Origin of the sequence: Janthinobacterium sp. CG3 (assembly GCF_000344615.1) — a bacterium.
In the GTDB taxonomy this organism is placed as follows: Bacteria; Pseudomonadota; Gammaproteobacteria; order Burkholderiales; family Burkholderiaceae_D; genus Janthinobacterium.
This window is the reverse complement of the sequence record NZ_KB467824.1, coordinates 668,313-689,034: the sequence shown is the minus strand read 5'-3', so window position 1 is coordinate 689,034 and position 20,722 is coordinate 668,313. Positions and strand designations below refer to the sequence as shown.

Annotated in this window: 21 protein-coding genes; 10 read left to right on the top strand and 11 right to left on the bottom strand. The window is 65.9% G+C overall.

Annotated elements, in window-relative coordinates:
* The first annotated feature begins 78 nt into the window (after positions 1–78).
* From flgK to JANGC3_RS0103165, 3 genes are read left to right on the top strand one after another with little or no spacing between them, the layout of a single operon-like run.
* Positions 79–1,452, top strand: coding sequence for a flagellar hook-associated protein FlgK (gene flgK / locus JANGC3_RS0103175; RefSeq protein ID WP_017875038.1), 1,374 nt, complete (start codon positions 79–81; stop codon positions 1,450–1,452).
* A 10-nt stretch (positions 1,453–1,462) separates the two neighbouring features.
* On the top strand, positions 1,463–2,359 hold the full coding sequence (gene flgL / locus JANGC3_RS0103170; protein ID WP_017875037.1) for a flagellar hook-associated protein FlgL: 897 nt from the start codon (positions 1,463–1,465) through the stop codon (positions 2,357–2,359).
* A 5-nt stretch (positions 2,360–2,364) separates the two neighbouring features.
* On the top strand, positions 2,365–3,408 hold the full coding sequence (locus JANGC3_RS0103165) for a hypothetical protein (protein WP_017875036.1): 1,044 nt from the start codon (positions 2,365–2,367) through the stop codon (positions 3,406–3,408).
* A gap of 14 nt (positions 3,409–3,422) precedes the next feature.
* Here the strand turns inward: JANGC3_RS0103165 and JANGC3_RS28235 are convergent, their stop codons facing one another.
* Both JANGC3_RS28235 and JANGC3_RS0103155 read right to left on the bottom strand, forming a co-directional pair.
* Positions 3,423–5,594: a putative bifunctional diguanylate cyclase/phosphodiesterase gene (locus tag JANGC3_RS28235; RefSeq protein ID WP_017875035.1), complete on the bottom strand. Its 2,172-nt coding sequence runs from the start codon at positions 5,592–5,594 to the stop codon at positions 3,423–3,425.
* A gap of 206 nt (positions 5,595–5,800) precedes the next feature.
* On the bottom strand, positions 5,801–6,238 hold the full coding sequence (locus JANGC3_RS0103155; RefSeq protein WP_017875034.1) for a hypothetical protein: 438 nt from the start codon (positions 6,236–6,238) through the stop codon (positions 5,801–5,803).
* Positions 6,239–6,388: 150 nt separating this feature from the next.
* Between JANGC3_RS0103155 and JANGC3_RS0103150 the strand changes: the two genes are divergently transcribed.
* Complete coding sequence (locus JANGC3_RS0103150) at positions 6,389–6,601, top strand: DUF3460 family protein (RefSeq protein ID WP_035787526.1); 213 nt, start codon at positions 6,389–6,391, stop codon at positions 6,599–6,601.
* 123 nt (positions 6,602–6,724) lie between these two features.
* Here JANGC3_RS0103150 and JANGC3_RS0103145 read toward each other — a convergent pair whose 3' ends face one another.
* Positions 6,725–7,459 carry a YcbK family protein gene (locus JANGC3_RS0103145; protein WP_026132473.1) on the bottom strand — a complete coding sequence of 245 codons (735 nt, stop codon included), beginning with the start codon at positions 7,457–7,459 and terminating at the stop codon, positions 6,725–6,727.
* Positions 7,460–7,562: 103 nt separating this feature from the next.
* The gene (locus JANGC3_RS28230; protein ID WP_051068208.1) at positions 7,563–8,390 is read right to left on the bottom strand and encodes an EAL domain-containing protein; all 828 of its coding nucleotides are present in this window, start codon (positions 8,388–8,390) and stop codon (positions 7,563–7,565) included.
* Positions 8,391–8,613: 223 nt separating this feature from the next.
* Between JANGC3_RS28230 and JANGC3_RS0103135 the strand changes: the two genes are divergently transcribed.
* A complete protein-coding gene (locus JANGC3_RS0103135; RefSeq protein WP_081611743.1) occupies positions 8,614–9,429 on the top strand; it encodes a class II glutamine amidotransferase in 816 nt (271 codons plus the stop codon).
* Between the two features lie 33 nt (positions 9,430–9,462).
* Here JANGC3_RS0103135 and JANGC3_RS0103130 read toward each other — a convergent pair whose 3' ends face one another.
* On the bottom strand, positions 9,463–9,990 hold the full coding sequence (locus JANGC3_RS0103130) for a GNAT family N-acetyltransferase (protein ID WP_026132472.1): 528 nt from the start codon (positions 9,988–9,990) through the stop codon (positions 9,463–9,465).
* Positions 9,991–10,305: 315 nt separating this feature from the next.
* On the opposite strand from JANGC3_RS0103130, the gene JANGC3_RS0103125 reads away from it, so the two are divergent.
* The 3 genes from JANGC3_RS0103125 (at position 10,306) to JANGC3_RS0103115 (ending at position 12,973) form a co-directional block, all read left to right on the top strand.
* Complete coding sequence (locus tag JANGC3_RS0103125) at positions 10,306–11,340, top strand: sulfate ABC transporter substrate-binding protein (protein ID WP_035788121.1); 1,035 nt, start codon at positions 10,306–10,308, stop codon at positions 11,338–11,340.
* Between the two features lie 180 nt (positions 11,341–11,520).
* Complete coding sequence (locus JANGC3_RS0103120; RefSeq protein ID WP_017875027.1) at positions 11,521–11,739, top strand: TOBE domain-containing protein; 219 nt, start codon at positions 11,521–11,523, stop codon at positions 11,737–11,739.
* Between the two features lie 292 nt (positions 11,740–12,031).
* The gene (locus tag JANGC3_RS0103115) at positions 12,032–12,973 is read left to right on the top strand and encodes a serine hydrolase (protein WP_017875026.1); all 942 of its coding nucleotides are present in this window, start codon (positions 12,032–12,034) and stop codon (positions 12,971–12,973) included.
* Positions 12,974–13,062: 89 nt separating this feature from the next.
* Here the strand turns inward: JANGC3_RS0103115 and JANGC3_RS0103110 are convergent, their stop codons facing one another.
* From JANGC3_RS0103110 to JANGC3_RS0103100, 3 genes are all read right to left on the bottom strand, one after another.
* Entirely contained in the window at positions 13,063–13,689 is a 627-nt protein-coding gene (locus tag JANGC3_RS0103110) for a helix-turn-helix transcriptional regulator (RefSeq protein WP_017875025.1), read from the bottom strand.
* Complete coding sequence (locus JANGC3_RS0103105) at positions 13,686–14,897, bottom strand: MFS transporter (protein WP_035788115.1); 1,212 nt, start codon at positions 14,895–14,897, stop codon at positions 13,686–13,688. Before JANGC3_RS0103105 ends, JANGC3_RS0103110 begins: the two co-directional genes overlap by 4 nt.
* Positions 14,898–15,007: 110 nt before the next feature.
* Positions 15,008–16,018 (bottom strand): DMT family transporter, encoded by a 1,011-nt coding sequence (locus tag JANGC3_RS0103100; RefSeq protein WP_017875023.1) that lies wholly within the window; start codon positions 16,016–16,018, stop codon positions 15,008–15,010.
* A 105-nt stretch (positions 16,019–16,123) separates the two neighbouring features.
* Between JANGC3_RS0103100 and JANGC3_RS0103095 the strand changes: the two genes are divergently transcribed.
* Both JANGC3_RS0103095 and JANGC3_RS28225 read left to right on the top strand, forming a co-directional pair.
* Positions 16,124–17,026, top strand: a complete 903-nt coding sequence (locus tag JANGC3_RS0103095; protein WP_017875022.1) for a LysR family transcriptional regulator — start codon at positions 16,124–16,126, stop codon at positions 17,024–17,026.
* A gap of 177 nt (positions 17,027–17,203) precedes the next feature.
* Positions 17,204–17,611: a DUF4124 domain-containing protein gene (locus JANGC3_RS28225; RefSeq protein WP_017875021.1), complete on the top strand. Its 408-nt coding sequence runs from the start codon at positions 17,204–17,206 to the stop codon at positions 17,609–17,611.
* Here JANGC3_RS28225 and JANGC3_RS28220 read toward each other — a convergent pair.
* The 3 genes from JANGC3_RS28220 to JANGC3_RS0103075 form a co-directional block, all read right to left on the bottom strand.
* A complete protein-coding gene (locus JANGC3_RS28220) occupies positions 17,608–17,832 on the bottom strand; it encodes a hypothetical protein (protein WP_051068206.1) in 225 nt (74 codons plus the stop codon). The genes JANGC3_RS28225 and JANGC3_RS28220 overlap by 4 nt on opposite strands.
* 3 nt (positions 17,833–17,835) lie before the next feature.
* The gene (locus JANGC3_RS32270; RefSeq protein WP_198291981.1) at positions 17,836–18,027 is read right to left on the bottom strand and encodes a hypothetical protein; all 192 of its coding nucleotides are present in this window, start codon (positions 18,025–18,027) and stop codon (positions 17,836–17,838) included.
* A gap of 184 nt (positions 18,028–18,211) precedes the next feature.
* Entirely contained in the window at positions 18,212–20,464 is a 2,253-nt protein-coding gene (locus tag JANGC3_RS0103075) for a PhoX family protein (protein WP_017875018.1), read from the bottom strand.
* Between the last annotated feature and the right edge of the window lie 258 nt (positions 20,465–20,722).

Genomic DNA, 20,722 nt, shown 5'->3' with positions numbered 1-20,722 from the left:
GCCTGTTACCTTTAACGGAAGTATGGGCCGTACCATGCCGCCAACGCGAAAAATCTTACTCCGAAAGAACATTGCAAAATGGGTATCCTGAATAACGCGCTCAGCGGCTCGCTGGCGGCCCAGGCCGCGGTCAACGCGGCCAGCCAGAACATCGCCAACCTGCAAACCCGCGGCTACACCCGCCAGGGCGTGCTGCTCGGCTCCCTGTCCGGCAACGGCGGCCGGCTCGCGCCGGGCAGCGGCGTCGAGGTGCAAAGCCTGCTGCGTTTCAGCGACGCCTACAAGAACCAACAAATGTGGCGCGCCGCCTCCGACCAGGGCGCGCGCTCGCAAACCCAGCCCTACCTGACGCAACTCGAACGCATCATGGGCGACAACGCCTCGAGCATCAGCAACGGCGTCGACAATTTCTTCCGCGCCCTCAACGCCGCCGGCGCCGACCCGACCTCGACGCCGCTGCGCCAGCAAGTGGTGACGGCCGCCGACGCCATGGCCCAGCATTTCAACAGCATCAACAACGTGATGAACAACCAGTTGCTGTCGGTGCACCAGCAGCGCAGCGCGATCCTGCCGCAGGCCAACACGGCGCTGGCCGGCATCGCCGAGCTGAACGCCAAGATCAGCGCCGCCGGCGCCAGCGGCGCCAACCCCTCGGCGCTGATCGACGCGCGCGACCTGGCCATCGACGGCCTGGCCACGCAAATGGCGCTGGAAGTGGTCGACCAGCCCGACGGCAGCCGCAACGTCTCCCTGCGCAGCGGCGAACCGCTGGTGATCGGCAACATCGCCGGCACCCTGGGCAGCGCGCTGGACGCCAGCGGCACCCAGATCATCAGCCTGCAGTTCACCAACGCCAATTTCAAGGTCGACAACGTCGGCATCGGCGGCCAGATGGGCGGCCTGGGCGCGTTCGAGCGCGACGTGCTGGCGCCGCTGCAACAATCGGTGCGCGATATCGCCAGCGCCGTCTCGGACAAGATCAACGCCCAGCTGGCGCTCGGCCAGACCATGGCCGGCGCGGCCGGCACGCCCTTGTTCGTCTTCGGCGTCAGCGGCGGCGCCGGCATCTTGAAGGTCAGCGCCGGCTTCGGCGCCGGCGACCTGGCGTTTTCCTCCGACGGCACGCCCGGCAACAACAACAACCTGCAATTGCTGATCGACATCAAGAACCAGGCCATCCCGGTGACCTCGATCGGCAACGTGCTGCTGAGCGACGCCGACACCCAGCTGGTCGGCAAGCTGGCCATCGACAGCCAGAAAAACAAGGCGCTGCTGTCGACCGCCGACACGGTGCGCAACCAGGCCGTGGCCGACTGGAACGCCACCAGCGGCGTCAACAAGGACGAGGAAGCGGTCAACCTGTTGGAATTCCAAAACATGTTCCAGGCGAATATGAAAGTTATTTCGGTAGCCAATGAAATGTTCGATGCCACTTTGGCGATGATGCGTTAAGGAGAAGACGATGCGAGTCGCCAGCAACCAATTCCAGTCCACGATCAACAGCGCGGTCCAGATGAACCAGGAGCGCATCACCGCGCTGACCCAGCAGGCGGCGTCGGGGCAGCGCATCCTGCTGCCGTCGGACGATCCGATCGGCAACGTGCAGATTTCGCGCCTGAAGCGCGAGCAATCCATCATCACGCAATACGAGAGTAACATCACCTCCGTCAAGACGCGCCTGCTCAAGAACGAAAACTACCTGTCGAGCATGGTCGCCGACCTCGGCCAGGCGCGCGACCTGCTGGTCACGGCGCCCGACACCAGCAACACCTCGGCCGACCTGAACGCCATGACCTCGTCGCTGACGGCGCTGCGCGACAGTATTTTCTTCACCGCCAACCTGAAGGACCAGGAGGGCCGCTACATGTTCTCCGGCACCGCCACCGACGTCGCGCCGCTGGCGCTGAGCGCCGGCGTGTATTCCTTCGCCGGCAACACGCAGCAGCAAACCGTGGTCGTCGGCAACGGCGTCAACCAGGTCGCCAACGTCGACGTCAGCGACGTCGAGGTGATCCTCAACAAGTTGAACAGCGTCATCAGCACCTTGCAGGCGCCGGGCGTCAACGTCAACGATCCGGCGGTGCGGCTGACGCTGGCGGCCGGGCTGGACGGCACCGACGACGCGATGGGCCTGCTCTCGGGCCGCATCGCCACGTTCGGCGGCGCGCAAAACATCCTCAGCACGCTGCTCGACAACCACGGCAACGTGTCGCTGTCGAACAAGATGGCGCTGACGGACCTGGAAAGCACCGATCTGGCCGAGACGATGACGGAGTTGAACGGCTACCAACTGGCGCTGCAGGCGACCTATAAGGCCTACGCCAAGGTCGGTAGCCTGTCCCTGTTCGACGTCATCTGAACATCATGCACATCGCGCAATCGAACCCCACCCCGGGCGTCGGCAGCGGCGCCAGCCGCGGCGTCGACGAGGCCGCGGTCAAGCTCAACGGCGCCAAGGCTGCGCCCAAGGCGGCCGCCGAGCCGGGCGCCGCGCCGCCCGCCCGGGCGGCGCCGCTGCGCCGCGGCCTGAGCAACTGGGACCACCAGTTGCAGGGCGAAATCTCCAGCGCCCAGCAGGCGCTCGACTTCCTCGAACAAAGCACCAGCCAGTTGCAGGCGCTGAAAAGCGAACTGGCCGCCAAGCTGGCGGCGCACCTGGGCCGCGACGGCCAGGTCGAGGCGCGCGTGCGCCAGTTCAACAACACCTGGCGCGCGCGCCAGAGCGCCTCCGGCGGCACCCTGAACAGCCAGCTCAACTACAGCAGCCCGGCGCCCGCCGTGCAAAACTTCAGCGTGCGCGGCCTGAACATGGCGGCGCTGCAAAACGGCCCGCGCGAAGTGCTGGCCTTTTCCATCGGCGGCGCCAGCCAGGCGCTGCGCTCGGTAAACATCGAACCGGGCATGAGCGAAGCCGAGATCGTGATGCGCTTCGACCAGGCGCTGGCGCCGTCGAACATCCGCGTGAGCGCCGGCAGCGAGGGCGCGCTGGTGTTCAGCACGCCCGAGGCGGCCTGGCCGGGCGTGCGCGACAGCCTGGCCGTGCGCGGCAGCGGGATCCGCTACCCGACCGGACAAATGAGCCGGGTCAAGGCCGACGAAGAGCCGCCGCTGATCGCGCCGGAAGGCTGGAGCACCGCCGACACCGAGGCGCTGCGCCAGACGCTGCACCAGGTGGTGCAGGCGCTGGCCCACATGCAGCAGGCGCGCGACTCGGTCAGCCTGGCGCTGTCGCTGGCCTCGTCGCGGGTGGAAACGGCGCAGCCGGTCGAGCTGGCCGGCATCGACCAGATGGCGCAAAACTTCACCAGCACCGCCAACGACCCGGGCTACGGCTCGCTACTGGCGATCACCTCGGCGCTGGTGGGCATCAGCCGCGAACGCGTGCTGTCCCTGCTCGGCCTGCGCTGACGCGGCCGGCGGCGTCAAGGCCGCGCCGCCCTGGCCATCGCCGCCACCTGTTCGGCCGGCAGCGCGGCGGCAAACACATAACCCTGCGCGTAGTCGCACCCCGCCGCCAGCAGTAAATCGCGCTGCTCCAGCGTCTCCACCCCTTCCGCCACCACTTCCAGCCCCAGCTTGTGGGCCATCGCGATGATCGCCTCGCACAGCGCCAGGTCGCTGGAGCCGGCCTTGAGCTGGCTGACCAGCGAGGGGTCGAGCTTCAGGCAGTCGATGTCGAACTTGCGCAGGCACGACAGTGAAAAATAGCCGCTGCCGAAGTCGTCCAGCGCCAGCTGCAAGCCCATCGCGCGGAACTGCCGCAGGCGCTCGACGACCTGGCGCGCCTCGTCGGCCAGCACGCCCTCGGTGATGTCGATGACGATCGCCCGCGGCGGCAGGCCCTGCTCGCCCAGGTAGTCGAGCCAGCCCTGGTAAAACGTGGCGTCGCAGCGAAATTCCAGCGGCGACTTGTTGACGCTGACCTGGAACGCCGGGTCCAGCTCGGTCTGCCAAATTTTGACCTGCCGCACCGCTTGGCGGAACACCCAGTCGCCGATCTCGACGGTCAGGCCGGCCGATTCGGCGAAGGGCAGGAATTCAGCCGGGCCGAGCAGGCCACGCAGCGGGTGGCGCCAGCGCAGCAGCGCCTCGGCGCGGCGGATGGCGCCGTCGCGCAGGCCGACGATGGGCTGGTAGTGGATCTCGAACTGCTGCGCCGCCAGCGCGGCGCGCAGGTCGAGCACGGTTTGCAGGCGCAGTTGCGCCGCCGCTTGCAGGTCGGCGGTGAAGTAGCTGTAGCGGTTGCGCCCGGCGTTCTTGGCCGCGTACATGGCCTGGTCGGCGTGGCGTATCAACTCCTCGATATCCGGCGCGTCGGTCGGATACAGCGCGATGCCGATGCTGGCCGACACCAGCGCCGACTCGCCGTTGAGCTCGAACGGCAGCGCCAGCCGGTTGACCATCTGCTGGGCCACCCGTTCCACGCCGGCGAGTTGCTCGAAGCCGGCCAGGATCACCGTAAACTCGTCGCCGCCCAGGCGCGCCACGGTGTCGGTGGCGCGCACGCACTCGACGATGCGGCGCGCGGCGCCGGCCAGCAACAGGTCGCCGCGGTCGTGGCCGAGGCGGTCGTTGACCTCCTTGAAATTGTCCAGGTCGATAAACAGCAGCGCCACGAAGCGGCCCTGGCGGCCGGCCTTCTTCACCTCGTTTTTCAAGCGGTCGAGGAACATGTGGCGGTTCGGCAGCGCCGTCAACTCGTCGAAATTGGCTTGCTGCCAGATGCGCGCCGACGACTCCTTGCGCTCGGTGATGTCGGTCACCAGCGCCAGCGCGCCCAGATAGGCGCCCTCGCCGTCGAAGATCGGGTTGGTCGCCAGCGTGGCCCACAGTTCGGCGCCGTCGCGGCGGATGAACTTGAATTCGTGGCGCTCGGCGATACCCTGCTGGCGCCGCGCGATATTGCGTTCGAGCATGGCGCGGCCCTCGTCGTCCATGAAGGCCACCAGCGGCTTGTCGAGCATGTCCTCGATACGGTAGCGCAGCATCTGCGCCATCTTCGGATTCACAAAGCTGGTGCGGGCCGAGGCGTCGATCTCCCAGATGCCCTCCTCGGCGCTGTGGACGATGCGCCGGAAGCGCTCCTCGCTGCGTTCGAGCGCGGCCAGCTTGCCCTCGGCCAGCTCGAGCACCACGCGGAAGGCCTGGCCGCTGCCGTCGGCGCTGGCCAGCAGCGTCACGGCGACGCCCTGGTCGTGGCGCCCGCGTTTGAGTTGCAGCTGTATGCGTTCGGGCTGGCTGCTGTTGAGGGCGAGATGCACGAAACTGTCGAAGTCGGGCAGGAAGGGCTCGCCGACGAAATGGCGGAAATGGTACTTGGCGGCGTGGTCGCGGGGCACGCCGAGCAGGTCGGCGCCGACCAGGTTGACCTGCAGGATCGCGGTGTCGAAGGCCAGCACGAAATAGCCGACCGGCGCCAGCAGATAGATGTCGTTGAAATAGGCTTGTTCGCGCTCGAAGCGCAGCCGCTCGGGGCTCAGCACGGCGTCGTCGAAGGCGTCCGGCGGCCCCCCGTACTCGGGCGTGCCGCCCATCGCGGCGATCACGGCGTGGTGCGGATGGAACGCCGGCGGCGCCTGCTGGTCTCTGTCCATATCGTTCCTCCGCGCACAAACCGATGGGATCGCAGCGCCGTCGACGCGCCCGCTGATGGCTATCATGACACTGTAAGCTGGAGCATGCAAGCAAGGAAACTCCGGGCAAACCGGAGCCGATTCTTATGCCGCGAGGCAATCATAAAGGATGGCGGGCGGCGGCGCCAGTGGTGCCGGGCTGACCCAGCGCAAAGATCGGGCGCCGCTCAGCGGCCAACGCCGATGGAACGGCGTTTCGCGCCGAACCGGTGGCCGACCACCAGCGTGGTGCTCGCCACCAGGCTGCTCAGGCCGAAGATCAGTTGGATCAGCTTATCGTCCGGCAAAATCCACAGCGACGTGCCGGGCGCCTCGGTGCGGGTGGCGGCGCTGATCAGCGGCGCCACCCACTCGGCGTCGGCGGTCACGTCGAGGACGACGGCGCCGTCGGCGCTGGTCTGCATGAAAATGTCGCCGCCCTCGGCCAGCGTGAAGCAGACGCCGTAGCCGCTCTCGTTCGGGCGTATGTTTTCCTGCAAGCTGCGGTTGTGTTCCTCGATCCACAGCTCGACGTCGTACGCCGACTCCAGGGGCTGCCACGGGCAGGGGCGAAAGCGTGGCCGCTCCGCCGTTGAATCGCTGTCGTTCTCTGTGACGCCTTGCATGATGATCCTGAATCTGGTTGCGATGGCCTGCTGCGGCCAGCCAAGACGATATTATCCCCTGTTCGCCGGCAACGTGGCGAAATAACCGCCGCGCGATGGAACGGCGCCGCGCCGCGCCGGTCAAATAGGAATATAAGGGAGCCAAGCGCCATGCGAAAAAAAGACATCCGCTATCGACCCGGCCACGCTGGATACGTGTCGGAATTCACCCGCTTTATCGACGACTTCATCGACGGGCATCCGGAAGTGCAACAGAGCCAACGGCACGGCTGGTACATCTACTGGGACCACAACATCGACTTGAGCGAGCTGGAGCGGCAAAAGCGCGACAACGTCCCGGCCAAGCCGTATTCCTACGACTAGCACGCCGCTGGCGCCACCGGTCGGCTTATCCACGCCGCGCAAGGGATTGCGGGCTAAGCTAAGCCGGCCTAGGAAAATTGCACTAAGGCGCAGAGCGGGGATGCGCCCCCTGGTTTTGGCCGCCTAGCCCTTCCACGTCCGCGCCAAGCCGGTGTCGGCGTGAATCCAGCCGCCCCTGGCACCGGCGCGGTAATAAAACCCGACCCCGCCCTTGCGGAAGCTTTTCACCAGCGAGCCCAACACTTCGGCGTTCAAATTCGGGATACGGATATCGGCGGCGCGCCCCGAGATGTGCAGCGACTGGCGCGCGGCCGGCACGCCGGCCTCGATCAGGCGCTTGTTCGAATTCGGCGTGCGGTAGCCGGACAGGATCTCCAGCGGATGCTCGATGCCGTAACGCGCCACGAAGGCCTGCGTGCCCCACAACGTTTCCAGCAATTTCGGATCGATGGGCGCGGTTTCCTTGCCGTTCACGTCGCGCAGCAAATGGCACAACTGTTGGTAGGCGGAGTCGATGACCTCGCCGTCTTTCCAGTACAGCAATTTGGCGTGTTCGTTGCTGGCCGGGCGCGTCACTTCCAGCACCCGCGGCCGCAACCAGAATTCCAGGTCCAAGGCCTGGGCGTCGAAAATATCCGGCGGCGGCTCCATCTCGGCGGCGCCGCCCTGGCTCGGCGCGACGGCGGAGCGGGCCGCGCCGGAGGCCGGCTTGGCGGCCGCGGCCAGCGCTTTCGGACGCCCGCTTGCCACCGGCGCCGGCGTTACCGTGCGGGCGGCGCAGCCGATCATCGGACTGGTGATAACGCCCAGGGCCGCCACGCCCATCCCCTGTTGAAGAAAATCTCTACGCGATGCCATATTCTACCCATTGAAACAAGGTGTTTACTATAGCGCATAGCAGGGGGAAACAAAAAGCCCGCAGGCAATCGCGCGGGCTGACGACGGCGTGCGCGGCCGCTCTTCAGGCCGGCGCCAGCAGTTCCAGCGCGCCGGGCCGCAGCAGCGGCGCCGGCGTATCCAGCAAATAACCCTGCGCCAGCACCGGCAAGCCGGCCGCCTCGCCGATCCGCAGCAGCGTCTCGAACTCCTTGCGCGACTCCAGCCGCTTGAAAACCACCTTGACGCGCGCCGCGTCACACACCTTCAGCAGGTCGACGACCGCGGCCTCGTCGGCGAGATCGCGGGAGTCGAGCTTGAAGGCGTCGGGACGCAGCCGCTCGAGCAGGGCGGCGGCCTCGCGCGGACCGCTGGCGTTGACGGCGAAACGGAAGCCGTTGCGGCGATAATTGTCGGCGACATAATTCAGCAACCAGCCCTGGTTCGGCGTCACCGCCGGCAACTGCAAGACGATACGGTCGATCGGCAAGCCCAGCGCGTCGAGGATGCGCTGGAAGGCGTAGCCGTGGTTGCTGCTGACGGCGCTCAACAGGCGATCGTGCACGTTCAGGTACAAGTCGGCCTGCTGGGCGTCTTGCTGGCGGAAGAAATTAATCGCGTGCAGCATCCGGCACAGGCGGTCGAGTTCGACCGACTCGTCGTCGCTGGCGGCGTGGTCCAGCAGCTTCCACAACGATAGCCCGGCGTCGGCCGCCGACACGCTGCGCGCCAGCCCCTCGAAGCCGATCACCGCGCCGGAGTCGAGTTGGCGCAGCGGCTGGAACGCGCTGGTCATCGTGCAATTGAAAAAACGCCCCTGCGCCCTGCCCTCGGCATCAAGGCGGACGCTGGTGGCCGGCTGGCTCGGATCGGACAGGCGGGCAAGATAGTGTTTCAAGACGGGGAACGGCATCACACTCCTTCGCATGGCGGCGCCCGGGATCACCGCCGGCGCCAAAGCATGCAGGATAGGCCGGCAAGCCACAAAGCAACACGAATCGTTTCAGCGTTGCTTATGCGCGCGGCGCATAAGGGCGCCCCGCATATGCATATAAAAAAACATTCCTTCACGCCGGCAGCGGCGCCGCTTACTCTCAAGCTTGGCACCAGTAAACTCGACACGGACAGGAACGCACATGTGCCAGCTACTCGCAATGAACAGCAGCAAACCGGCCGCACTGGGATTCTCCTTCGAGGGTTTCGCCGAACGCGGCGGCCGCACCGGCGAGCACAAGGACGGCTGGGGCATCGCCTTCCACTGCGGCGACGGCTGCCAGCTCTACACCGACGAGCTGGCGTCGATCGACTCGCCGCTGGCGGCGTCGATCAAGCAACACCCGGTCAAGGCCAGGAACATCGTCGCGCATATCCGCAAGGCCACCCAGGGCCGCGTCGCGCTGGAAAACACCCACCCGTTCACCCGCGACCTGTGGGGCGCGACCTGGTCGTTCGCCCACAACGGCGACCTCAAGGCCTGGCAGGCGCCGGCCGACGCCGAGTACCGCGCCGCCGGCGAAACCGACAGCGAGCGCGCCTTCTGCCACCTGCTGGCAAGCCTGCGCCAACGTTTCCCGTACGGCCGGCCGGCGCGCGCCGCCCTGTTCGCCGCCATTGACGCGCTGAGCGCGCCGATCGCCCAACACGGCACCTTCAACTTCCTGCTGTGCGACGGCGAAACCCTGTTCGCCCGCTGCTCGACCTCGCTGCACTATGTCGAGCGCGCCTATCCGTTCGCCCGGGCGACGCTGATCGACTGCGACCTGAGCATCGACTTCCGCCGCCACAACCACTTGGACGACCGCATCGCCGTCATCGCCACCGAACCGCTGACCTCGAACGAGCAATGGACCGCGTTCGCGCCGGGCGAGTTGAAAATGTTCAGCGGGGGAAAAGTGCTGGCGCCGGGGGCGGACGGCGCCGCGGCGCGCACGCCGCAATGGCGCATTTGCTGATGCGCGGCCGGAACCGGCCGCCCGCCTAGCCAATCAGACGTTATTGCAATTACAAAAACGCTTGCGTTTCGCGTCGACGCCGGCCGCGCCGGCGTCGAGTTGCTTCCAGAAAAATATCGTTTCCACGCCATAGGACGACTTGACGCTGCCGCCGGCGCTATACCCTTGGCCCGCGTAAAAGGACTCGGCGGTGGCGGTGCTGTGCAACTGCAGCGCCTTGATGCCCCACTCCCTGGCCTGCGCTTCTGTGCGCGCGAGCAAGGCCCGGCCGACGCCCTGGCGCCGCGCCTCGGGCAACAAATAGCACAGCGCCAACTTGCCGGCGCGCGTCAACAGGGCCACGCCGACGACCGCGCCGGACTCGACCGCGACGAGCGAAAAATTGGTTGGCGACGCGAACCAGCCGGCCACCATCTGCGGCGTTTTGTTGCCCAGCCAAGCCTCGAGGATGGCCGGATCGTCCTGATGATCCAGGCGGCAGCATTCGGTAATCGAGCGGCGCAAGACACCGCACGCCTCGAACGCGTCAGTCGACGTTGCAATACGAATTTCAAGACTCATGTGCACTCACAAAATAATACCAATAGCGAAATCAAGCCGACATGGACTCCCAAACTGCCCCTCAATACGCACTTTCGACTATACACCAAGCAGCAAAAACCGTGCTTTCACGCGAACGCTGCAGCACACAGCCTAGCGTCGGCGCGGCCTTTTTCCCACGAATCATTTCAAAAAAACATATGCGTTTTCGGCGCGCCCGGCGACCCGCACGGCAAGCTATGCGTCAGGCACATCTAAGCATATTACGAAAAGTTCTTGGCTTTTTCGGGGCGGATTTTAGACTATGACCGTCTGTCTTCACAATATGAGTTGATTATGACCATCAAATTTGCCTCCTTAAAACTTGCCGCCCAGCCGCGCCGCTGGTTCCTCGCCGCCGCCGTCGCGGCCCTGGCGCTGCCGTTGAGCCCCGCGCTGGCGGCCGAACCGGCGCTGCTGAACGTCTCCTACGACGTCATGCGCGAACTGTTTAAGGAAATCAACCCGGCCTTCATCGCCGAGTGGAAAAAGAACACAGGCGAAACGGTCAGCGTCAACCAGTCGCACGGCGGCTCCAGCAAGCAGGCGCGCTCGGTCGCCGACGGCCTGGAGGCGTCGGTGGTGACGATGAACCAGGCCAACGACATCGACCTGCTGGTCGAGCGCGGCCTGGTCGCGCCGGACTGGGCCAAGCGCTTCCCGAACAACGCCGCGCCGTTCTATTCGACCATGGTGTACCTGGTACGCAAGGGCAATCCGAAGCAGATCAAGAACTGGGACGACCTGGCCAAGCCCGGCGTCAAGGTGGTGGTGCCCAATCCGAAAACCTCGGGCAACGGCCGCTACACCTATCTGGCGGCCTGGGGCCATGTGATCAAGCAAGGCGGCAGCGAGGCGCAGGCGCGCGAGCTGGTCGGCAAGCTGTTCAAAAACGTGCCGGTGCTCGACACCGGCGGGCGCGCGGCCACCACCACCTTCACGCAGCGCGAGATCGGCGACGTGCTGGTGACGTTTGAAAACGAGGTGCAACTGGTGCGCACCGAGTTCGGCGATAACTTCGAGGTGGTCTACCCGCCGGCCTCGATCCTGGCCGAATCGCCGGTGGCCGTGGTCGACAAGGTCGTCGACCGGCGCGGCATCCGCAAGCAGGCCACGGCCTACCTGCAATACCTGTACTCCGAGCCGGGCCAGGAAATCGCCGCCAAGCACTTCCTGCGGCCGCGCTCGCCGGCGGTGGCCAAGAAGTACGCCGCCACCTTCAAGCCGATCAAGCTGTTCACCGTCGACGAGGTCTTCGGCGGTTGGCAGCAGGCGCAAAAGAAGCACTTCGACGATGGCGGCGAATTCGACAAGATCTACCAGAGCAAGTAAGCGCCAGGGGGGCCCGGCGCACACGACAAAAAAACCGGGGCCGCGCCCCGGTTTTTTCATGTGCGCATATGACGCATATGAATATGCGAATCGCTTCGTTCCCAAAACAGCGGCGCGACGTTAATCTGAACTCAAGCGCCATAGCGTGATCAGCCCCCTCACTCAAGAATAGGAAACACGATGGCCATTTCAGAAATCAATGTACGCAATCAGTTCAGGGGCAAGATCAAGGAAATCATCTTGGGTTCGGTGGTCTCGGAAGTCGACGTCGAAACCGAGCACGGCATCGTCACCTCGGTCATCACCACGCGCTCGATCAAGGACCTGGACCTGAAGGTCGGCAGCGAAGTCATCGCCCTGGTCAAATCAACGGAGGTATCGATCGCCAAGATCCAGTAATGGCCCCCGCCCCGCCCCTCCGCCACCCAACACCAGCCCTGCCAGCGCGCAGGGCTTTTTTTCGTCGACGCCGCGCCCATCTATTCCAACAATTAGCAACTTATTAACTGAAATTAAGCGGAGATGACGACGCCGCGACGTAAAAACAGGCAGAAAATTCCTGAAAAACATGGTCTACATCAAGGTTTAATGGTATGGTCTATTCTTGGCAAGAATATTGCCGCAGACCCACAAAATATTAGCGTGGCACCCTCTTCTGGTGCCCCACCCTGTCCCAGCCCATAAAAAGCCCATGTTTAAAAAAATTATCGCAGTTGTACTGGCGTCGCTGACGTCCGTCGCCCTCGCCGTTCCGCTCGGTTCGCAATCCGTGCTGGTGGTGGAAGACGGCACCGGCAAGATCCTGGTGGAGAAAAACTCCAACGTCGTCGTGCCGATCGCCTCGCTCACCAAGCTGATGACCGCCATGGTCGTGCTCGATTCGAAACCCGACATGAACGCCCCGATCAGCATCGACAAGAACGACGTCGACATGCTCAAGCACAGCACGTCGCGCGTGCCGGTCGGCGCCACCCTGAGCCGCCAGGACATGCTGCAACTGGCGCTCATGTCGTCCGACAACCGCGCGGCGGCCGCGCTGGGCCGCACCTACCCGGGCGGCCCGACCGCGTTCGCCCTCGCCGTCAACGCCAAGATCAAGGCGCTGGGCATGACCCAGACCGTGATCGAGGAGCCGACCGGCCTGTCGCCGAACAACCGCTCGACCGCCGCCGACCTGATCAAGATGGCCGTGGCCGCCTCCACCTACGCCGACATCCGCCGCATCACCACCGATTCCGAGGACGTCATCAACATCAACGGCCGCCAGGTCCAGTACCACAACTCGAACCGCCTGGTCGGCGCCAAAGGCTGGGAAATCGGGCTGTCGAAAACCGGCTACACGGAAGAAGCCGGCCGCTGCCTGATCATGCGCTTCAAATCGGCCGGCAGGAACGCCACGCTGGTGCTGCTCAACGCCCGCGCCAATTCGGCCCGCGTGATGGACGCGCTGAACATCCGCCGCTTCATCGCCGGCGACGAAGCCGAGCCGAAGGTGATGAAGGTCTCGCTGCGCAAGCAACGCCTGATCTCGGCCGGCGGCAGCGCCAAGCCGGTGGTGCTGAAGGCGTCGCCGCGCAAGAAAACGCGCATCGCCAAGGCGCCAAGCCGCCGCGTTCACCGCGTCGCCCACTAGGCGGGGCCTGGTTAGCGGGCCGGCAACGCTGAAACACACCAAAGGCAAAGTGCCGGGACGCCCTTGTTTTTTTAGCGTCGCCGAACGCTTTACGCCGCCACCGCTTTGATGACGTAGACGCAGCGCCGCTGGCCCGCCAGCAGGTGCTCGCTGCGCGCGACCGTGCAGCCGGCGCCGAGCACACGCTGGAATACGTTGAGTTCGGAGCGGCAAAAATTCTGGCACTCGCGCGCCGCCGCGCAAATCGGACAGTGGTTTTCGACCAGTAGCACGCTGCCGTCGGCCTGCGGCTCGGCGTTGGCCAGGTAGCCCTCGGCGTCGCGCGCCCGGGCCAGCGCCGCCACGCGCGCCGGCAAGGCGGCGTGCGCGTCAACGCTGGCGCGGTAGTGCGCTTCGCTGCTGCGCTCGCGCGCGACGATCAGCCGCTCCAGCCCCTCCTCGCCGAACAGTTCGCGCGCCTGCACGATCAATTGCAGCGTCAGCTCGGCGTGGCGGTCGGGGAAGCGCGCGTGGCCGGCGTCGCTCAACATCCAGCGCCGCGACGGCCGGCCCACCTTGTCGGCCACTTCCTCGAAGCCGACCAGGCCCTTTTCCCCGGCCGCCTCGAGCTGGCGCCGCGCGCCCATCGACGTCAGTTCCAGCAATTGCGCCAGTTGCTGCGCGGTTTGCGGGCCGCGCGTCTTGAGCAGGTACAGCATGCGTTCGGCGGTGTTCATGGCGCCACCCCGCCCACCGCCGCCGGCGCCACCCGCCAGCCCAGCATGCGCCAGCCGGCCCAGGCGCTCAGCGCCGCCCCCAGCAGCAGGATCAGGCGCGTGTCGATCAGCGTCAGCACGGCGCCGATCAAGGCCATCAAAATATTCGCCACGCAGAACGTCGTCGACAGCAAGCCCATCACCGCGCCCTGGCCGTAGCCGCCGAAGCGTTCGGCGCACCAGCCCTGCACCACCGAGTTGTAGAGCGCGTTCGGGATGCCGAACAGGGCGATCGCCAGCAGCCCGATCCAGACGTTGCCGACCGCCACCAGCGCCACCGCCAGCGCGCCGCCGAAGGCGAAGCGGGCCGCGCGGCGCAGCGGTTCGGCCGCGCTCGGGCCGCCGCCGAACAGCGACGCCAGCGTCATCAGGCCGCACAGCGCCATGTTGACCCAGGCGATGCCGCGGCTGTCGTAGCGCGCCACCTCCACCAGCCACAGCGGGTAAAACTCGTAGAACGCGGTGACGCCGCAGGTGTAGGCCAGTTGCACGCCGAACAACTTGCGCAGCTCCGTGTGGCGCAGCAGGTTCAGCGAGTGGCGCTCGCGCGCCACCTGCCACCACGACGTCGTCGCCAGCGACGACGCCTCGCGCGGCAGCGCCACCAGCACCAGCAGCGCCGCCAGCAACAGCGCGCCGACAGCGATCCAGAACGGCGTCGTCAAGCCCCAGTCCAGCGTAAAGCCGGCCAGTAGCGGGCCGACCAGCCAGCCCATATAGAAGGCGCCGTTCAGCCACGACATTGCGCGCAGCCGCAGCGGTCCCTGCAGGCGGTCGGCCAGGAGGGCGCGCGCCACCGAGCCGTTGCCTTCGAGCAGACCCGTCACGAAGCGCGCGACGATGAACAAGGGATACGATTGCAGCATCAGCGCCAGCGCCGTGATGGCGTGGCCGGCGGCGGCGCCAAACGCCGTGACCAGCAGCACGGGACCGCGGCCGTAACGGTCCGACAGCGGCCCCAGCAGCGCCGAACCGATCAGCAGGCCGAGCGGGTTGATCATCAGCGCCAGGCCAAACAGGAACTTCGGTGGCAGCCCGAGGAAATGATTGAAGTCGTTGGCGGCGCCGGCGGCGAACAGCGGCGGCAGGATAGGGAACGGCAGCGATGCCCCGGTCGTCGACAGCAGGGCCAGCAGGCAGGCGGCGGTAATCAACAGCGCGGTTTTCATGGACATCTTCAAGAGTCGGGATAGCCACGAATATACCGATGAGTGTTGATTAAGTAAACTAAGATGTTTACTTAATCCAACGAGGGATCCTGTGGCGGGCCGGCGCGGCGCTACCTGCCGCCCGGGCGATTGGTCAGGAACACCCCGACGATGGCCATGGCGCCGCCCACCAGCATCGATACCAGCACCGGCTCGTCGAGCAAGACGGCGGCCAGCGCGATGCCGAACACCGGCACCAGATTGTTGAACACGGCCGTGCGCGACGGTCCGATCGCCTTCACGCCCTCGTAGTACCAGACAAAACCCAGTACCGTGCCGAACACGCCGAGATAGGCGATCGATGCCCACGCCCGCCAGCCCAGCGCCGACCAGGCGATCGACGAGAACTCCAGCGCGGCGCCGCCGGCCAGCAGCGCCAGCCCCCACATCGCGGCATAAGTGGTGGCGGCGATCGGCGTCAGCCCCTTCAAGGCCGAGCGGCCGATCATCGTGTAGGCGGCCCAGCTGCAAATGGCGCAGAACATCAGCAACTCCCCCGCCCCGATCGACTGGCCCAGGTCGTCCAGGGCGCCGAGCGGGTCGCCGCGGGTGATGACGACGGCGGTGCCGGCGAAGGCCACCGCGATGCCCAGCCATTTGATGCCGCCCAGGCGTTCGCGCAACAGCCAGGCCGAGGCCAGCGCCGTCACGATCGGATTCAGCGCCACGAACAACGCGGTGCGGCCGGCCGGCATGCGCGCCAGCGCCGCCAGAAAACACAGGTTGTACAGGAAGATGCCGGTGAAGCCGAGCGCCGCCGTCGTCGCCAGCTGGGTCTTGTTCAGGCGCGGCAGGCCGCCCTCGACCTTCCAGGCCAGCAGCAACAGCAGCGCCACCGCCACCGCGAAACGCCCGGTGGCCGCCGTCATCGCCGGCAGCGCCTGGGCCACCACGCGCCCGGCGATGAAGGTGCCGCCCCAGAACAGCGCCACCAGCACCAGCTTGATGTAGACCAGCGCGGCGGTCGGCGCGGCGGCGGCGCGCTGGCTGGGCGGCGGGAACGCCGATGCGGCGGTGGCGGTGGCGGTGGCGGTGGCGGTGGCGGTGGCGGTGGCGGTGGCGGGCGAGGCGGGTGTCGGCATACGGTATCCTGGACGGTGCTGCTGGCTTGCGCGGGGAGTCGCGTCGCTATATATTAATGCTAATCCCAACTCATAGAAAAATGAGCGAAAGCTCATACCCCCCCCATGACTTTTACCCAACTGGAAATCTTCGCGCTGGTCGCGGAACTGCGCGGCTTCACCGCCGCCGCCGCCAAGCTGTCGATCAGCCAGTCGGCGGTGTCGCACGCGCTCAAGGGGCTCGAACGCGAACTCGGCGTCGAACTGCTGGTGCGCCACCAAGCCAGCGTCGAACTCACCGACATCGGCCGCCAACTGCTGCTGCGGGCGCGCGAAATCCTCGGCCTGTCCGAGGCCATGCGCCAGGAAGTGGCCGACGCGCGCGGCCAGCGCCGCGGCTCGCTGCGCATCGGCTCGTTCGGACCGACCTCCTCGCTCAAACTGCTGCCGGCCATCCTCGACGAATACCAGCGCCGCTACCCCGGCATCGAAGTGCGGGTCGACGAGGGCGGCGACGACGAAGTGACCCAGTGGATACTCGAGCGGCGCGTCGACGTCGGCTTCGTCGTCCTGCCGCAGGAACGCTTCCACACCGTCGCGCTGGCGCAGGACCAACTGGTGGCGTTGCTGCCGCGTACGCACCCGTTGGCGACCCGGCCCTCGGTCGCGCTGGCGCGGCTGTGCGACGCGCCCTTCATCATGTCCGAGGCCGGCTGCGCCGCGTTGATCGAACCCTTGTTCACGGCGGCCGGCCTGGCGCCGCAGGTGCGCTACCGGATCGCCCAGGTCATCACCATCCTCGGCATGGTCGAGCGCGGCATCGGCGTGAGCATCGTGGCCGAACTGGCGCTGCCGGACCGGCTGGCGGGCAACTACCCCGGCCTGGTCAAGGTGCCGCTCGACCCGCCCGCCACGCGCCGGGTCGGACTGGCGGTGCGCGACCGGCGCCAGAACAGCCCCGCCACCATCGCCTTCCTCGACGTCGCCAAGGAAGTGGCGCCCACGCTCGTGTTCGCGTCCCGCCGTTAAGTGAGCCGGCCGGCAGCGCTTAAAGCATAGCAAAGGCCCTCGGGGTCCGCCCCCGGTTTGCGTCGTTGGTTTTGGTTAACTTTAATGTCGATTTGCCAGCGCCAACGTGTGCCACCGAACGGATGCCGTAGCCGTACTCCAGCAAAATGGATTCATCAACCAAACAGGAGTACGACCATGAACCGCCCCGCCTTCACCACCACACTTTTTTTGAGCTGCATGATGGCCGCATCGGCCGCAATGGCCGGCTCCGAGATCGTTAAATGCGTAGACGTGGCCGGCCATGTCGTCTTGACCGACCAACCATGCGAGGGCGGCACGCAAATCGCATTGACGCCGGCGGCGGCGCCGGTCGAGGCCGCGGCGGAGGCGCCAGTCGCGCCGGCCAGCGCGGTCAGAACGGTAACGCTGGAGCGCTTCGCCGCCACCACCCAAGGGCGCCCGCGCGTTGTGCTGGCCAAGCGCGCCGCCATGCCAACGATGTCGGCGGACGCGGCGACACTGCGCGCCGCCCGCTTGAACATGCAGGCGTCGGACCATGCGTCGTCGCTGATGCGCCAGCAGCGCCTGGCCGGCCTCAACTAAGCGTCTTCCGGGGCGCCTTTATAGTTCGGACTTTGCTCGCACTTCGGCCAGGCCGAGAAGGCAAGCAAATACAGCGCGATCAGATTCACGCCCGGCACCATGGCCAGTAGCGCCCACCAGGACGGATACCCGGCCTTCGGCAGTATGCGGGAAAACAGCAGCGCCGGCACCACCAGCGCCAGCATGAACAGTAGCCAGTACTTCATTGGAAACATGCCCATGGCTTAGCCCCCCGGCGACGACAGACGCCGCCGCGCCGCCGCCGGCCATTCGGCGAACGCCAGGATACCGGCGACGACCAGCAAACCGAGCACCGGAACAATGGCAACGAGCGCCAAAGCCGGAGGAAAGCCGGCGCGCCCGCAGATTTTCCACAGCGGAAGCACCAACAACGCTAAAGCTAACAACGCACCCATGTCACCTCCCTAAGTTGCATCCTCTATCAATGCGAGCGATGCCGCGATACCGCGGCGGCAGCCTCGGCTGTGCCGAATCCATAGTATAGACCTCCTATTCATCAACATATCGGGGCGACCCGGCATAAAAAAAGGGCGGGATCGGTTCTCCACCGACCCCGCCCTTCGCATCGCCTAAGGCCGCTTAACTACCGATGCGGCCGCCGTCGTTCTTGGTAATGACAATAGTGGCCGAACGCGGACGCTTGCCGGCGCCATAGCCGGCGTTGCTCGGCCACAAGCTGCTGTACTTCGTCGTATCGCCGATGTTGGCCTGGCTGGTTCCTTCGCCCGGATGCTGGATATTGATGAACAGCGCCTTGCCGTCCGGCGTTTCGCAAATGCCGGTGATTTCGCTGTCGACCGGGCCGACCAGGAAACGCTTCAGCGTATCGGTGCTCGGCGCCTTGCCGACGTAGGTATCGACCAGCAGCGGCGCGCCGGCGGTGGTCGGGTAGCTCAGCGACACTTTCTTGCCGTCGCCGACCTGGCCGGGCAAACCCGCCAACATCATGCAGTTGGTCACGTCGGTATAGGCGCCGTCGTCGGTCTGGATCCAGATGATGCCGGTCGACGGGCTGAACGCCAGGCCGTCCGGGCTGGAGAAGTCCTGGTCCGAGGTCAGGCTCGACAGGTTGACCTTGTCGGCGGCGGCGCCCGACTCGGCGCCAAACAGATACACGTCCCATGTGAACGCCAGGGCGGTGGCGCCGGCGGCGCCTTCCTTGACGCGCAGAATGTGACCGTTCGGATTGCCTTTTTGCTCGCTACTCCCCTTCAAATCGGTGTAGGCGCGCGGATTGGCGCTGTCCGGCACCAGTTGCGAGGAACCGCTGGCGTTGACGTTGCGGTTGCTGTTGTTGGTCAACGAGAAATACACTTCGCCGTTGGCCGGATTCACCGAGCACCACTCCGGACGGTCCATCTTGGTGGCGCCGACGGCGTCGCCGGCAAGGCGGGCGTTGACCAGCACGTCGGCCTGGTCGGCGAAGGCGTAACCGGCGTAGGCGGCGATCTTCGGATTGCCGATCGCCAGTTCGATCCACGAACCGCTGCCGTCGGCGGCGAACTTGGCCACGTACAGCTTGCCGGAATCGAGGTACTTGTCGCCGGTTGCCAGCAGGTCCGACGGGGTCGCGTCGGCCGCGTTCCACACCGCGCCCGACACATACTTGTAGATGTATTCGTTGCGCGAGTCGTCGCCCATGTAGACCGCCAGCGGCTGGCCCGCGACCAGCTTGCCGAAGGCCGCGCTTTCGTGCGCGTAACGGCCCAGCGCGGTGCGCTTCTTGGCGGCCTTGGTCTTGTTGTACGGATCGGCTTCGAGGATGTAACCCATGCCGTTCATTTCGTTGCGGTAGTCGTCGCTGCCGTTGCTCGACGCGCCCAGCTTGCCGATGTTCCAGCGCGCGTACTTGTCGTCGGCGCCGCCGCTTTCCCAGCCGTGGCGCGAGGACGCGCCCTGGTTGCGGCCGTAGCGCTTGAGCGAGGCCACGCTCTTATCGTTGCCGCGCGCGGCATCGTCGGCGGCGCCGCGGGTGAAGTAGCCGGACCAGTTTTCCTCGCCGCTGACAAAGCTGCCCCAAGGCGTTTTGCCGGTGCCGCAGTTGTTCAGCGTGCCGCGGATCTTGGTGCCGTTGCCCGAATACTTGGTCACCGCCAGCGCGTTGCCGCGTACCGGGCCGGACAGCTCGCACTCGGTCAGGCAGGTGATGCGGCGGTTGAAGCTGGAATCCTTGACGTATTCCCACTTGCCGCCGGCCTTGCGCACTTCGACGAAGGAGACGCCGTGCAGCGCGGTTTCCTTGTCGATTTCGGCGGCCGGGCGCGGCAGCGTGTTGGTGCCGCCGTTGGCGTGGATGAAGAACGACGCGCGCGACTCGTTGGTGGTGGCCTCGTGGTTGACGCCCAGCAGGCCGCGCCCGACGCTGCTGCTCGACGCTTTGCCGTCGGCGCCCAGCCCGAAGAACTCCATACCGTCGTGGTGGTCGCCGGCGCGGTTCTCGAAATCGGTGTCAGTGCCGTCGTTCTTGTAGGCCGGCGTGGCGGCGTTAAGCGGATCGCCCAGCGCATAAATAATGCTGGCAGTGTAACCGGCCGGCACCACGACGGCGTCGGCCAGGCTCTTGCCGACGGCGGTAAAGCTGAGCAGTTTCTCGACCGGCACGACCACCGGCGGCACCACCGGCGCCACCGGCGCGGCGGTGCTGTCGCCGCCGCAGGCGCTCAGTCCCAACGAACCCAACATGACGCTGGCGGCCGACGCGGCGCCGCCGCGCAGCAGATTGCGCCGGCTCACCCGCTTGTCGAGGATGTCGCTGAAGTGTTCATTCGGGGTGTCGTTGTAGCCGATGTCATCCGGATCAATGGCTGCTGGTACGCGGTCTTTGCTGTTCATGAGCTTTTCTAGTGAGGGGTAAGGGAACTGACCGCGCTCATTCTAGAGATGAAAAATGACAAGATTGTGACTTGAACAGCAGCAAACAGAATTTCCTGGCGAGAATAGTCGGCGCGCGCAACCGGCGCGACCGGCGGGAGGCGGCGCCGGGCGCCCTCTACCGTGCGGCAAACGTGACAATTGAATAGAGTTGCGAAAATTTATTGAAATACTATCCATCTCAGCCACGGTATGTTGCAGGCCCCGAGCCTTGTCGTT

What these genes read in the sequence shown, in the direction of transcription:
- flgK (WP_017875038.1), top strand. Translation starts at nt 79, where the DNA reads ATGGGTATCCTGAATAACGCGCTCAGCGGCTCGCTGGCGGCCCAGGCC.
- flgL (WP_017875037.1), top strand. Translation starts at nt 1,463, where the DNA reads ATGCGAGTCGCCAGCAACCAATTCCAGTCCACGATCAACAGCGCGGTC.
- JANGC3_RS0103165 (WP_017875036.1), top strand. Translation starts at nt 2,365, where the DNA reads ATGCACATCGCGCAATCGAACCCCACCCCGGGCGTCGGCAGCGGCGCC.
- JANGC3_RS28235 (WP_017875035.1), bottom strand. Translation starts at nt 5,594, where the DNA reads ATGGACAGAGACCAGCAGGCGCCGCCGGCGTTCCATCCGCACCACGCC.
- JANGC3_RS0103155 (WP_017875034.1), bottom strand. Translation starts at nt 6,238, where the DNA reads ATGCAAGGCGTCACAGAGAACGACAGCGATTCAACGGCGGAGCGGCCA.
- JANGC3_RS0103150 (WP_035787526.1), top strand. Translation starts at nt 6,389, where the DNA reads ATGCGAAAAAAAGACATCCGCTATCGACCCGGCCACGCTGGATACGTG.
- JANGC3_RS0103145 (WP_026132473.1), bottom strand. Translation starts at nt 7,459, where the DNA reads ATGGCATCGCGTAGAGATTTTCTTCAACAGGGGATGGGCGTGGCGGCC.
- JANGC3_RS28230 (WP_051068208.1), bottom strand. Translation starts at nt 8,390, where the DNA reads ATGCCGTTCCCCGTCTTGAAACACTATCTTGCCCGCCTGTCCGATCCG.
- JANGC3_RS0103135 (WP_081611743.1), top strand. Translation starts at nt 8,614, where the DNA reads ATGTGCCAGCTACTCGCAATGAACAGCAGCAAACCGGCCGCACTGGGA.
- JANGC3_RS0103130 (WP_026132472.1), bottom strand. Translation starts at nt 9,990, where the DNA reads ATGAGTCTTGAAATTCGTATTGCAACGTCGACTGACGCGTTCGAGGCG.
- JANGC3_RS0103125 (WP_035788121.1), top strand. Translation starts at nt 10,306, where the DNA reads ATGACCATCAAATTTGCCTCCTTAAAACTTGCCGCCCAGCCGCGCCGC.
- JANGC3_RS0103120 (WP_017875027.1), top strand. Translation starts at nt 11,521, where the DNA reads ATGGCCATTTCAGAAATCAATGTACGCAATCAGTTCAGGGGCAAGATC.
- JANGC3_RS0103115 (WP_017875026.1), top strand. Translation starts at nt 12,032, where the DNA reads ATGTTTAAAAAAATTATCGCAGTTGTACTGGCGTCGCTGACGTCCGTC.
- JANGC3_RS0103110 (WP_017875025.1), bottom strand. Translation starts at nt 13,689, where the DNA reads ATGAACACCGCCGAACGCATGCTGTACCTGCTCAAGACGCGCGGCCCG.
- JANGC3_RS0103105 (WP_035788115.1), bottom strand. Translation starts at nt 14,897, where the DNA reads ATGAAAACCGCGCTGTTGATTACCGCCGCCTGCCTGCTGGCCCTGCTG.
- JANGC3_RS0103100 (WP_017875023.1), bottom strand. Translation starts at nt 16,018, where the DNA reads ATGCCGACACCCGCCTCGCCCGCCACCGCCACCGCCACCGCCACCGCC.
- JANGC3_RS0103095 (WP_017875022.1), top strand. Translation starts at nt 16,124, where the DNA reads ATGACTTTTACCCAACTGGAAATCTTCGCGCTGGTCGCGGAACTGCGC.
- JANGC3_RS28225 (WP_017875021.1), top strand. Translation starts at nt 17,204, where the DNA reads ATGAACCGCCCCGCCTTCACCACCACACTTTTTTTGAGCTGCATGATG.
- JANGC3_RS28220 (WP_051068206.1), bottom strand. Translation starts at nt 17,832, where the DNA reads ATGGGCATGTTTCCAATGAAGTACTGGCTACTGTTCATGCTGGCGCTG.
- JANGC3_RS32270 (WP_198291981.1), bottom strand. Translation starts at nt 18,027, where the DNA reads ATGGGTGCGTTGTTAGCTTTAGCGTTGTTGGTGCTTCCGCTGTGGAAA.
- JANGC3_RS0103075 (WP_017875018.1), bottom strand. Translation starts at nt 20,464, where the DNA reads ATGAACAGCAAAGACCGCGTACCAGCAGCCATTGATCCGGATGACATC.